The following is an 11,760-nucleotide window of genomic DNA, read 5'->3' on the forward strand; positions in this document are numbered from 1 at the left end:
TGGCTGTCCTTTTCTATTTTGAAAGGAGCTGAAAGAACTTGAAAAAGATTAAAAGCTACACGGGTATCTGGAACGTGGAAAAAGTCTTGTATGCAATCAATGACTTTAACTTACCCTTTCCCGTTACTTTTACACAGATTACATGGTTTGTGATTACGGAATTTATCATCATTCTGTTTGGGGATATTCCCCCACTTTCCATGATTGAGGGAGCATTTCTCAAATACTTTGGTATTCCCGTTGCTCTCACTTGGTTCATGTCGCAGAAAACCTTTGACGGAAAGAAGCCGTACAGCTTTTTGAAATCACAGATAACCTATGCCCTGCGACCAAAAATCACTTATGCAGGAAAAGCCGTAAAACTGCATAAGCAGATATTGAATGAAACAATCACGGCAGTAAGGAGTGTGAACTATGTTCCCGATAAAATATATTGACAATAACCTTGTCTGGAACAAGGACAATGAGGTGTTCGCCTACTATGAGCTGATACCATACAACTATTCTTTTCTATCCGCAGAGCAGAAATTTATCGTGCATGACAGTTTCCGACAGCTTATCGCACAGTCCCGTGAGGGTAAAATTCATGCGTTGCAGATTGCCACAGAAAGCTCAATCCGCAGTATGCAGGAACAGTCAAAGAAGCTGGTAACTGGAAAATTAAAGGAAGTTGCCTGCCAGAAGATAGACGAACAGACCGAAGCGTTAGTATCTATGATTGGGGACAATCAAGTGGACTACCGCTTTTTTCTTGGCTTTAAGCTCATGGTTACGGAAGAACAGCTCAATCTGAAGAACATCAAAAAATCGGTGTGGCTGACGTTCACAGAATTTCTCCATGAAGTGAACCACACGCTGATGAATGATTTTGTTTCCATGCCGAATGATGAAATCAACCGTTACATAAAAATGGAAAAGTTACTGGAAAATAAAATCTCCCGTCGCTTTAAGGTGCGTCGCTTGGAAATCCATGATTTTGGGTATCTCATGGAACATCTTTACGGCAGGGACGGTATCGCTTATGAAGATTATGAGTACCAGCTACCAAAGAAAAAATTGAACAAAGAGACGCTGATAAAATACTACGACCTTATCCGTCCGACAAGGTGTGTGATTGAGGAAAGCCAGCGGTATTTACGATTGGAACATGAGGACAAGGAAAGCTATGTGTCCTATTTTACCGTCAATGCGATTGTAGGAGAGCTTGATTTTCCGTCGTCTGAAATCTTCTATTTCCAGCAACAGCAATTCACATTCCCCGTTGATACGAGCATGAATGTAGAAATCGTGGAAAATCGGAAAGCATTAACGACCGTCCGCAACAAGAAAAAGGAACTGAAAGACCTTGATAATCACGCCTATCAAGCAGGAAGTGAAACCAGCTCAAATGTGGTGGACGCTTTAGACAGCGTGGACGAGCTGGAAACTGATTTAGACCAGACAAAAGAAAGTATGTATAAGTTAAGCTACGTCATACGGGTGTCTGCACCCGATCTTGACGAGCTGAAACGCCGTTGTGATGAAGTCAAGGACTTTTACGACGACCTCAATGTAAAGCTGGTGCGTCCTGCTGGGGATATGCTGGGGCTTCATTCTGAATTTTTACCAGCCAGCAAGCGATATATCAATGACTATGTGCAGTATGTAAAATCAGATTTTTTAGCTGGGCTTGGCTTTGGTGCGACACAGCAGTTAGGAGAAACTACGGGTATCTATATGGGCTATTCTGTTGATACGGGAAGAAATGTGTACCTGCAACCGTCCCTTGCCAGTCAAGGTGTAAAAGGTACAGTTACCAACGCTTTAGCGTCTGCTTTTGTCGGTTCGCTTGGCGGTGGGAAATCGTTCTGTAACAATCTTCTGGTATATTATGCGGTGCTGTTTGGCGGTCAAGCACTTCTGTTAGACCCTAAAAGTGAGCGTGGTAACTGGAAAGAAACGCTCCCAGAGATTGCACATGAAATCAATATCGTAAATCTTACCAGCGATAAGGACAATGCAGGGCTTCTTGACCCGTTTGTGATTATGAAGAATGTAAAAGACGCTGAAAGTCTGGCAATCGACATCTTAACATTCCTTACGGGTATTTCTTCAAGGGACGGCGAAAAATTCCCCGTACTTCGTAAGGCAGTACGCTCCGTTACCCAGAGCGACAGTCGGGGCTTGCTCCATGTGATAGACGAGCTACGCCGTGAAGATACGCCCATATCAAGAAATATCGCAGACCATATCGACAGCTTCACGGACTACGACTTTGCACACCTGCTGTTTTCAGACGGTACGGTAGAAAATGCTATCAGTCTGGATAATCAGCTCAATATCATTCAAGTAGCCGACCTTGTACTGCCAGATAAAGATACCACTTTTGAAGAATACACGACCATTGAATTGTTGTCTGTGTCTATGCTGATTGTGATTAGTACCTTTGCCCTTGATTTTATCCATTCGGACAGAAGCATTTTTAAGATTGTCGATTTAGACGAAGCGTGGGCGTTCTTAAATGTGGCACAAGGAGAAACCTTATCAAATAAGCTGGTTCGTGCTGGGCGAGCTATGCAGGCAGGCGTTTATTTCGTTACCCAGTCTGCCTATGACGTGTCAAAGGAAAGTCTGAAAAACAATATCGGCTTAAAGTTTGCATTTAGAAGCACGGATATAAACGAGATAAAGCAGACCTTAGAGTTTTTCGGTATCGACAAGGACGATGAGAACAACCAGAAACGCTTGCGTGATTTGGAGAACGGACAATGCTTATTGCAGGACTTATACGGGCGTGTCGGTGTGGTGCAGATACACCCAGTCTTTGAAGAACTGCTACACGCCTTTGATACCAGACCGCCCGTACAGAGAAATGAGGTGGAGTGATGAAAGAAAGGATAAAAGGTGTGTTCACAAAAAAGAAGATTTTCCACTTTCTCAAAATGGCTCTGTTCGTGGTGGCACTCTCCCTTATCCTGCTTTCACTTTTGGGGACGGTGGCTCATGCGACGGGGCTTGTAGACGATACCATAAACGCAGAAAATCTTTATTCAAAATATCCCCTTTCCAACTACCAGCTTGATTTTTTCGTCGATAATAGCTGGTCGTGGCTTCCGTGGAACTGGCTCGACGGTATCGGAAAATCGGTACAATACGGGCTGTACTGCATTACCAACTTTGTCTGGACTATCAGTTTGTATTTGAGTAATGCAACGGGCTATGTGGTGCAGGAAGCCTATAAGCTGGACTTCATCAATGATATGGCAGACAGTATCGGAAAGAGCATACAGACCCTTGCAGGCGTTACCGAGAACGGCTTTTCTTCTACGGGCTTCTATGTTGGTTTCCTGCTTCTCATTATCTTAGTGGTGGGAATGTACGTTGCTTATACGGGACTGATAAAACGGGAAACCAGCAAAGCACTTCACGCTGTTATCAACTTTGTGGTGGTGTTCGTGCTGTCCGCTTCATTTATTGCTTATGCTCCCGACTATATCAAGAAGATAAATGAATTTTCATCAGACATCAGTACCGCTTCTTTGGATTTGGGAACAAAAATCATGCTCCCTAACTCCGACAGCGAGGGTAAGGACAGCGTGGACTTGATACGGGACAGCCTATTTTCTATTCAAGTGGAACAGCCGTGGCTCTTGCTTCAATTCGGGAACAGCAACGCAGAAGAAATCGGGACAGACCGTGTAGAAGCTCTCGTATCGGCAAGTCCAGAGGACGAGGACGGGAAAACCAGAGAGGAAGTCGTGAAAACAGAAATCGAGGACAACGACAATAACAATCTGACAATACCGCAGGTCGTGAACCGTTTGGGTATGGTGTTCTTCCTCTTGTTCTTTAACTTGGGTATCACGATATTTGTATTCTTGCTTACGGGCATGATGTTGTTCAGCCAGATACTTTTTATTATCTTTGCAATGTTTTTACCTATCAGTTTTTTACTTTCCATGATACCGAGCTATGAAAGCATGGCAAAGCAGGCAATCGTGAGAGTATTTAATACCATAATGACACGGGCAGGAATAACGCTCATTGTAACGGTGGCATTTAGTATTTCCAGTATGTTTTACAACATTTCCACAGACTACCCATTCTTTATGGTGGCGTTCTTGCAGATAGTATGTTTCGCTGGTATCTACATGAAGCTGGGCGACTTAATGAGTATGTTCTCACTTAATGCTGGCGACAGTCAAAGCATGGGACGACGCATATTCCGCAGACCGTATCTGTTTATGCGACATCGGGCTAGGCGTATGGAACACCGTATTGCAAGGGCGGTAAGTGCTGGCGGTATTTCGGGCGGTGTAGCTGGTGCGGTGGCTGGAAGTGCCGTTGCTGGCAAGAGAGCCGAAAGAAAAAATACGGCTTCTAAAGAAAATCGGGGCAATACCACTTCCAGCATGGGACAGCGTGCAGGTTCAAAAGTCGGTGCTGTTTTAGATACGAAAAATAAAGTGAAAGACAAGGCAAACGCTGTCAAAGAGAATATCAAGGATATGCCGACACAGACCGCTTATGCGGTGTATTCCGCAAAGGAAAAGGCAAAGTCCAGCGTGTCCGACTTCAAGCGTGGCATGGTGCAGGAACAGCAGTCCAGACAGACGGGACGCTTGGAAAAGCAGGAACAGCGTAAGAAAAATATCGCTGACAAACGTATGGAGCTTCAAAAGGCACAAGAAGCAAGGCAGGTACAGCGAAAGGCTGACGGATCAGCGACAACGGGAGCTACCCGTCCCCATGAGCGACCAGTCACAGCTTCAACCATTCCAAAGCCGAGTGTTGAAAAAATGCAGGAAGTCAAACGCCCAGCCACAGCTCCAACTCCGAAAGCAAGTGAGCCAGTCAAGACAAATGTTATCAAAGAGCGTCCGTTATCTTCTGGTGCTTCTGATAAGAAAGCACCCCAGCCTACACAGACAGTACATAGGCAGAATGTAGAAAAAGTGGTATCGCAGGAAACACGCCAGAATGACACCAAAGACCGCAGGATAAAGGTTCAGCAGACCCAGAGCGTCCAGAAGAACCAGCAGACCATAGAGAAAACCCGTAACCTTGTAACGAAGAAAGGACAGAAGAAAAAATGAAACTGAAACATATCGCTATCATTGGCAGTCTGTTTCCTATCCTCTTTTCTCTGGTGCTTTTCTTTGGCGTCCTCATTAGTGCGGACAGCGACGACGAGAACAGCAATTTTTCTTCTGGCATTACGGGTATGAACCTATCCGCAGAAGTCTTGAAACATCAGCCTATGGTAGAAAAATACGCCAGAGAAAACGGTATCTCCGAGTATGTCAATGTGTTACTTGCTATCATTCAAGTAGAAAGTGGCGGTACGGCAGAAGATGTTATGCAGAGTTCGGAAAGTCTTGGTTTACCGCCTAATTCCTTAGATACGGAAAGCTCAATCAAGCAGGGGTGTAAGTATTTTGCGTCCCTGCTTTCTTCCTGCAAAAATCAAGGTATCGACGACTTGAATGTAGCGATACAGTCTTATAACTATGGCGGTGGCTATGTGGGATATGTGGCAGGAAAAGGAAAAAAACACACTTTTAATCTTGCAGAGAGCTTCGCCCGTGAGAAATCGGGTGGAAAGAAAGTAACCTACACCAACCCGATAGCCGTTGCTAAGAATGGGGGCTGGCGGTATGGCTATGGAAATATGTTCTATGTGGAAGTAGTCAATCAGTATTTAGCAGTTCCGCAGGTATCGGGAGAACTGGCACAAAAGGTAATGAATGAAGCGTTGAAATATCAAGGCTGGAAGTATGTGTATGGTGGCAGTAACCCGAATACTTCCTTTGATTGTTCGGGATTGACGCAATGGTGCTATGGAAAAGCTGGTATCTCCTTACCGAGAACAGCACAAGCACAGTATGACGCAACCCAACATCTGCCACTCTCGCAGGCAAAAGCAGGCGATTTGGTGTTTTTCCATTCCACCTATAACGCTGGTTCGTATGTAACACACGTCGGTATTCTTGTTTCGCCGACACAGATGTACCACGCAGGCGACCCGATAGGATATGCAGACCTAAGTAGTAGTTACTGGCAACAGCACTTAATCGGTGCAGGACGAGTAAAACAATAGAAAGGACTTGAAAAATATGTTTAAGAAGAATAAGAAACAGACAGAAACTATCAAAGAACCAAAAGAAAAAAAGGTGCGTACTGTCAAGGTAGGCACACATAAGAAAACCGTGATTGCGTTGTGGGTGGTGCTTGTCGCAAGCGTGAGCTTTGGGGTGTATAAGAATTTTACGGCTATCGACCAGCACACCACCCATGAAAAAGAAATCATTGAACTTTGCTTGCAGGACACCAACGGGATAGAAAATTTCGTGAAAAACTTTGCGAAGTCCTATTACACATGGGATAACAGCAAAGAAGCTATCGAAGCAAGGACGCAGGCAATCAGCGGTTATCTGACAAAGGAATTGCAGGACTTAAATGTAGACACCATTAGAACCGATATACCGACCAGCTCCACGGTTACAGATGTGATTGTATGGCATATCGAGCAATCGGGAGCGGACACTTTTTCTGCTACCTACGAAGTAGATCAGCAGATAAAAGAGGGAGAACAGACAAGCAATGTGAAAGCAACCTATACTGTAAAAGTCTATGTGGACGCAGACGGGGATATGGTAATCGTTCAAAACCCTACCCTTGCACCAGCAGTTGAAAAATCAGACTATGAGCCTAAGACACCAGAAGCAGACGCAAGCGTGGACGCTGATACGGTAAATGACGCTACCGCTTTTCTGGAAACATTCTTTAAGCTGTACCCAACAGCGACGGAAAAAGAGCTTGCTTACTATGTATTGGGAAATGTGATTGAACCTATCGGCAGGGACTACCTTTATTCTGAACTGGTAAACCCTATCTTTATAAAGGACGGCGACAATGTGAAAGTCAAGGTTGCGGTAAAATTCATTGATAATCAGACAAAAGCGACGCAGGTATCGCAGTATGAGCTTGTGCTACATAAGGATAGTAACTGGAAGATTGTAGGATAAATGATATAGCGTGCATTTCCTATCAGATTTGCACGCTTTTACAAAACGACAAGAAAACTGTGCAAAAATATTGACTTGTAATGACCGAATGCTATAATATAAATGACAAGTGTACTTGGTATTATTTGAAGGGAGCGTTATATAATGGATAAAGAAAAAATACTATCACAAAACAAAAAAGAGAATCTATATCTTGATGAATACGAAAAACATATTAAACTTCAAGGGAAATCTTTTGGCTTAATGTTTGTTTTATTTATCTGCATTTTAATTCTTTTCATTAAAGCAGTTTGTAAAGAACCTTACTATGACATAATGACAATTATTGGGTCTGTGGCATTTGGCTCTATGGGTTATGAAGCACATATTTCAAAAAATAAATCCAAATTTGTTATTGCTTTATTCTTTTTTCTATTTATGGGGTATTACTTTTATAAATTTTTAATGGTAGGTTTATAGAATGGACGAACATTTAATTTTGCGAAACAGATTAAAAACTGTACGAAAAGAAAAAAAATTATCACAAACAGAATTAGCTGAACTAGTCGGGGTTTCTCGGAATACAGTTAGTTCTATTGAAACTGGACAATTTAATCCAACAGCAAAATTGGCATTAGTGCTTTGTATAGCTTTAGATAAAAAATTTGAAGAATTATTTTATTTTGATTAAAGGAGAGAACGATTATGGAATTAGAGGAATTGATTGTTGAAATAGTTATAGGATTGTTTTTACTTTTTACATCTTATCAAATAGGTATAAAAGAGAATATTACTTTATTACATGGTTATCATTATACACAACTTGACCCTAAAGATAAAAAGGTGTTTACAAAAAAAATAGGAATAGGCACTTTACTGGTTAGTATTGGTATTCTTGTTATGCCGATTATCAATTTAATCTCTCATTCTGAATTAGGCTATTACATAGGTCTTATTTTGATTGTTGTAGGAGTGTTTTATATCATATTCATCATTGTAAAATACAATGGAAAACTTATTAGCTTTAAAAAGTAGAATTGAGGTATGAATATGATAGGACTGAACAAAAGAGATATAAAAAAGGCATTGAAAGCTGGTGCAAAAGCTGGCGGTGTATCATTGGCTGATGTTCGGGCGGATATTGAAGCTACGATTGATGAAGCTATGAATAGCACCGACCCAGAGGTGCAGGCAAATTTCAAAAAGTATTTTGGGAATAAACGCCCTACACCAGAAGAATATATTTATATCATTACGAAAAAGACAAAGGCAAAATTATAATAAAAGGGTCGTGGAAATGCTTCACAAAATTGTGATCTGCATTATCACGGCTCTTTTACTCTCTGTTTACTTTCAAAACTGTAAGTGTAATTGAATACTGCCCTTGCTATAATTTAATTGTATTCCAAAACAAATAAATGTGGCAGGAAGAAAGGAGCGATTTTTAATGGAACACATTTTAAATTTAGAGCAAGTAAAAAAATACTACGGGGGTAACTCTGGAAATATCACAAAGGCAGTAGACGGTATTTCTATGTATGTAGATAAGGGCGAATTTGTCGCAATCATGGGAGCTAGTGGTTCTGGAAAGACTACCCTATTAAACTGTATCTCTACGATTGATACTGTAACCAGCGGACACATTACAGTCAATAATCAAGATATTACCAAAATCAAGGATAAAGATTTTGCTGATTTCAGACGTGAAAATTTAGGGTTCATTTTTCAAGATTTCAACCTTTTAGATACTTTAACGATTGGAGAAAACATTTCTTTATCATTGGTTATCAACAAACAGAACCCTACTGATATTGAGAAAAGAGTTCATGCTATCGCCGATAAATTGGGTATTCGTGATATTTTATCGAAATTTCCTTATGAAGTTTCTGGCGGACAAAAACAGCGTTGTGCTTGTGCTAGAGCCTTAATCAATGAACCGAAACTGATTTTAGCTGATGAACCGACGGGAGCTTTGGACTCAAAAGCTTCCAGATTATTACTGGAAACAATGTCTGAAATCAACAAGAAAATGCAGGCTACTATTTTAATGGTAACACATGACCCGTTTAGTGCGTCTTTCTGTGAACGTATTTTGTTCTTGAAAGACGGTAAAATATTCAATGAAATTTTCAGAGGGGAAAAAAGCAGAAAAGATTTCTTCAATGAAATACTGGATATATTAACCTTGCTCGGAGGTGAAGTGGGAAATGTTAGGTAAGTTAGCGTATAGAAATACAAAAAGAAATATTAAAGATTATTTGATTTATCTGATAACCGTTACTGCATCCTTTTCTCTTATATTTGCTTTTAATTTGGTGGCAAATTCTGATGAAATTGTAAAGTTATGTTCCAGTATGGATGCATTTAAGAATTCATTGTTCGCTGTAAATATTCTTATTATTTTTGTGATATGCTTTTTGATCAACTATACAACGAAATTTATGTTTGAAAAAAGAAGTAAAGAATTAGGAACATATATGCTTCTTGGCATTAAGAAAAAAGAAATTGCCCACTTAGTTGTAATTGAAAATATACTGTTGGGAATTTTAGCATTTGTATTAGCTATTCCTATTGGCTTTTTATTCAGCCAGTTTGTGTCGTTAGTAATTGTAAACTTACTGGGTATTCCAAAAACTCTCTTTATTTCTTTGAATTTCGTTTCTATTGGACTATTGATAATTTATTTTTTAACTATTTATGTTTTGGTTTTGCTTAATCTATTAAGAAGAATAAGTAAAATGACGATACGTGATTTTCTTTATTTTGACAAACAAAATGAAAAGAAAATGTTCCGTGACAGTAAAAAAAGAAATGTCATTTTTGTTTTAAGTATTATTCTTGGTGCGATTTCTCTTTTTCTCTGGAATTCACGTTGTACTATGGATAATTTTAATAAGCAAGAAACACTTACTTATTTGATGGTAAGCGTAATCATGTTGATTATCAGCATTTATGGTATATCTACAACTTGTGCAGATATGTTCTTGACTGTTATCTTAAAATTTTGTATAATAGGAATTGAAGTTAAATTAGATGCTAAAAATTTGTAATTAAGAAGGAGGGATTCGTCATGTTGGTATTCCAAATGCGTAATGTAGATAAAACATCTACTGTTTTGAAACAGACTAAAAACAGTGATTACGCAGATAAATAAATACGTTAGATTAATTCCTACCAGTGACTAATCTTATGACTTTTTAAACAGATAACTAAAATTACAAACAAATCGTTTAACTTCTGTATTTATTTACAGATGTAATCACTTCAGGAGTGATTACATGAACAAAAATATAAAATATTCTCAAAACTTTTTAACGAGTGAAAAAGTACTCAACCAAATAATAAAACAATTGAATTTAAAAGAAACCGATACCGTTTACGAAATTGGAACAGGTAAAGGGCATTTAACGACGAAACTGGCTAAAATAAGTAAACAGGTAACGTCTATTGAATTAGACAGTCATCTATTCAACTTATCGTCAGAAAAATTAAAACTGAATACTCGTGTCACTTTAATTCACCAAGATATTCTACAGTTTCAATTCCCTAACAAACAGAGGTATAAAATTGTTGGGAATATTCCTTACCATTTAAGCACACAAATTATTAAAAAAGTGGTTTTTGAAAGCCGTGCGTCTGACATCTATCTGATTGTTGAAGAAGGATTCTACAAGCGTACCTTGGATATTCACCGAACACTAGGGTTGCTCTTGCACACTCAAGTCTCGATTCAGCAATTGCTTAAGCTGCCAGCGGAATGCTTTCATCCTAAACCAAAAGTAAACAGTGTCTTAATAAAACTTACCCGCCATACCACAGATGTTCCAGATAAATATTGGAAGCTATATACGTACTTTGTTTCAAAATGGGTCAATCGAGAATATCGTCAACTGTTTACTAAAAATCAGTTTCATCAAGCAATGGAACACGCCAAAGTAAACAATTTAAGTACCATTACTTATGAGCAAGTATTGTCTATTTTTAATAGTTATCTATTATTTAACGGGAGGAAATAATTCTATGAGTCGCTTTTTTAAATTTGGAAAGTTACACGTTACTAAAGGGAATGGAGATAAATTATTAGATATACTACTGACAGCTTCCAAGAAGCTAAAGAGGTCCCTAGCGCCTACGGGGAATTTGTATCGATAAGGGGTACAAATTCCCACTAAGCGCTCGGGACCCCTTGTAGGAAAATGTCCTAAGTGTGGCAACAATATTGTATTAAAAAAATCGTTTTATGGTTGTTCAAATTATCCTGAATGTAAGTTTACTTTAGCTGAACATTTTAGAAAGAAAAAACTAACCAAAACGAATGTAAAAGAATTACTGGAGGGAAAAGAAACCCTGGTAAAAGGAATCAAAAACAAAGAGAAAAAGCCCTACAATGCCGTTGTAAAAATTGGGGAAAAGGGATATATTGATTTTATCTCTTTTTCAAAATAAACATAAAAGCCCTTTAAAGAGGGCTTTTATATATTAATCACAAATCACTTATCACAAATCACAAGTGATTAATCACAAATCACTTGTGATTTGTGATTCTTAATGATACAATATTACTATGTTTTAGCTTTAAAGGCTCGTACAGACTATATGTTTTGTGCGGGCTTTTTTCATACCCGAAAAAATTTAAAAAATTTTTCAAAAGAGGTCATTAAATCACACCTAGCTGTCCTTATATGGTGCGGAAAGAGGGATAAACACTTTTCAAATGTAAGCGTCCAATAAGAGGGTGTATCGAAATTTCTGGCTGTTGCATGTAAACTATTGA

At 39.3% G+C, this 11,760-nt stretch carries 14 protein-coding genes; all 14 read left to right on the plus strand.

All coding sequences use genetic code 11. From position 1 onward, the window contains the following. The first annotated feature begins 38 nt into the window (after positions 1–38). The 14 genes from DW915_RS07415 (at position 39) to DW915_RS07490 (ending at position 11,432) form a co-directional block, all read left to right on the plus strand. Positions 39–437: a conjugal transfer protein gene (locus DW915_RS07415; RefSeq protein WP_003061368.1), complete on the plus strand. Its 399-nt coding sequence runs from the start codon at positions 39–41 to the stop codon at positions 435–437. Continuing rightward, positions 415–2,865: an ATP-binding protein gene (locus DW915_RS07420; protein WP_003060327.1), complete on the plus strand. Its 2,451-nt coding sequence runs from the start codon at positions 415–417 to the stop codon at positions 2,863–2,865. The genes DW915_RS07415 and DW915_RS07420 overlap by 23 nt, the downstream gene beginning before the upstream one ends. Further along, positions 2,865–5,075 carry a CD3337/EF1877 family mobilome membrane protein gene (locus tag DW915_RS07425; protein ID WP_003060083.1) on the plus strand — a complete coding sequence of 737 codons (2,211 nt, stop codon included), beginning with the start codon at positions 2,865–2,867 and terminating at the stop codon, positions 5,073–5,075. Before DW915_RS07420 ends, DW915_RS07425 begins: the two co-directional genes overlap by 1 nt. Beyond that, positions 5,072–6,079, plus strand: coding sequence for a bifunctional lytic transglycosylase/C40 family peptidase (locus DW915_RS07430; protein ID WP_003059774.1), 1,008 nt, complete (start codon positions 5,072–5,074; stop codon positions 6,077–6,079). The genes DW915_RS07425 and DW915_RS07430 overlap by 4 nt, the downstream gene beginning before the upstream one ends. Before the next feature lie 16 nt (positions 6,080–6,095). After that, complete coding sequence (locus DW915_RS07435) at positions 6,096–7,007, plus strand: conjugal transfer protein (protein WP_003062215.1); 912 nt, start codon at positions 6,096–6,098, stop codon at positions 7,005–7,007. Positions 7,008–7,151: 144 nt separating this feature from the next. Next, the gene (locus DW915_RS07440) at positions 7,152–7,466 is read left to right on the plus strand and encodes a DUF6442 family protein (protein ID WP_003061887.1); all 315 of its coding nucleotides are present in this window, start codon (positions 7,152–7,154) and stop codon (positions 7,464–7,466) included. A gap of 1 nt (position 7,467) precedes the next feature. Further along, entirely contained in the window at positions 7,468–7,677 is a 210-nt protein-coding gene (locus DW915_RS07445; RefSeq protein WP_007286202.1) for a helix-turn-helix transcriptional regulator, read from the plus strand. 14 nt (positions 7,678–7,691) lie between these two features. Next, positions 7,692–8,021: a DUF3784 domain-containing protein gene (locus DW915_RS07450; protein WP_003061243.1), complete on the plus strand. Its 330-nt coding sequence runs from the start codon at positions 7,692–7,694 to the stop codon at positions 8,019–8,021. 15 nt (positions 8,022–8,036) lie between these two features. After that, positions 8,037–8,267 carry a hypothetical protein gene (locus tag DW915_RS07455; protein ID WP_003060191.1) on the plus strand — a complete coding sequence of 77 codons (231 nt, stop codon included), beginning with the start codon at positions 8,037–8,039 and terminating at the stop codon, positions 8,265–8,267. Between the two features lie 166 nt (positions 8,268–8,433). Beyond that, the gene (locus tag DW915_RS07465) at positions 8,434–9,204 is read left to right on the plus strand and encodes an ABC transporter ATP-binding protein (RefSeq protein ID WP_003061398.1); all 771 of its coding nucleotides are present in this window, start codon (positions 8,434–8,436) and stop codon (positions 9,202–9,204) included. Beyond that, a complete protein-coding gene (locus tag DW915_RS07470; protein WP_003060411.1) occupies positions 9,194–10,036 on the plus strand; it encodes an FtsX-like permease family protein in 843 nt (280 codons plus the stop codon). The genes DW915_RS07465 and DW915_RS07470 overlap by 11 nt, the downstream gene beginning before the upstream one ends. Before the next feature lie 20 nt (positions 10,037–10,056). After that, a complete protein-coding gene (locus DW915_RS07475) occupies positions 10,057–10,140 on the plus strand; it encodes a 23S rRNA methyltransferase attenuation leader peptide (RefSeq protein WP_001814874.1) in 84 nt (27 codons plus the stop codon). Between the two features lie 124 nt (positions 10,141–10,264). After that, complete coding sequence (erm(B), locus tag DW915_RS07480; protein WP_008687088.1) at positions 10,265–11,002, plus strand: 23S rRNA (adenine(2058)-N(6))-methyltransferase Erm(B); 738 nt, start codon at positions 10,265–10,267, stop codon at positions 11,000–11,002. A gap of 145 nt (positions 11,003–11,147) precedes the next feature. Then, entirely contained in the window at positions 11,148–11,432 is a 285-nt protein-coding gene (locus DW915_RS07490; RefSeq protein ID WP_002326770.1) for a topoisomerase C-terminal repeat-containing protein, read from the plus strand. Positions 11,433–11,760: the final 328 nt, after the last annotated feature.

The sequence above is a fragment of the Blautia sp. AM42-2 genome (genome assembly GCF_003480245.1).
Classification (GTDB): Bacteria; Bacillota; Clostridia; order Lachnospirales; family Lachnospiraceae; genus Fusicatenibacter; species Fusicatenibacter saccharivorans.

Bases quoted from the DNA above. Each gene is read 5' to 3' on its own strand.
- DW915_RS07420 (WP_003060327.1), top strand. From the start codon at position 415: ATGTTCCCGATAAAATATATTGACAATAACCTTGTCTGGAACAAGGAC.
- DW915_RS07425 (WP_003060083.1), top strand. From the start codon at position 2,865: ATGAAAGAAAGGATAAAAGGTGTGTTCACAAAAAAGAAGATTTTCCAC.
- DW915_RS07430 (WP_003059774.1), top strand. From the start codon at position 5,072: ATGAAACTGAAACATATCGCTATCATTGGCAGTCTGTTTCCTATCCTC.
- DW915_RS07435 (WP_003062215.1), top strand. From the start codon at position 6,096: ATGTTTAAGAAGAATAAGAAACAGACAGAAACTATCAAAGAACCAAAA.
- DW915_RS07440 (WP_003061887.1), top strand. From the start codon at position 7,152: ATGGATAAAGAAAAAATACTATCACAAAACAAAAAAGAGAATCTATAT.
- DW915_RS07445 (WP_007286202.1), top strand. From the start codon at position 7,468: ATGGACGAACATTTAATTTTGCGAAACAGATTAAAAACTGTACGAAAA.
- DW915_RS07450 (WP_003061243.1), top strand. From the start codon at position 7,692: ATGGAATTAGAGGAATTGATTGTTGAAATAGTTATAGGATTGTTTTTA.
- DW915_RS07455 (WP_003060191.1), top strand. From the start codon at position 8,037: ATGATAGGACTGAACAAAAGAGATATAAAAAAGGCATTGAAAGCTGGT.
- DW915_RS07465 (WP_003061398.1), top strand. From the start codon at position 8,434: ATGGAACACATTTTAAATTTAGAGCAAGTAAAAAAATACTACGGGGGT.
- DW915_RS07470 (WP_003060411.1), top strand. From the start codon at position 9,194: ATGTTAGGTAAGTTAGCGTATAGAAATACAAAAAGAAATATTAAAGAT.
- DW915_RS07475 (WP_001814874.1), top strand. From the start codon at position 10,057: ATGTTGGTATTCCAAATGCGTAATGTAGATAAAACATCTACTGTTTTG.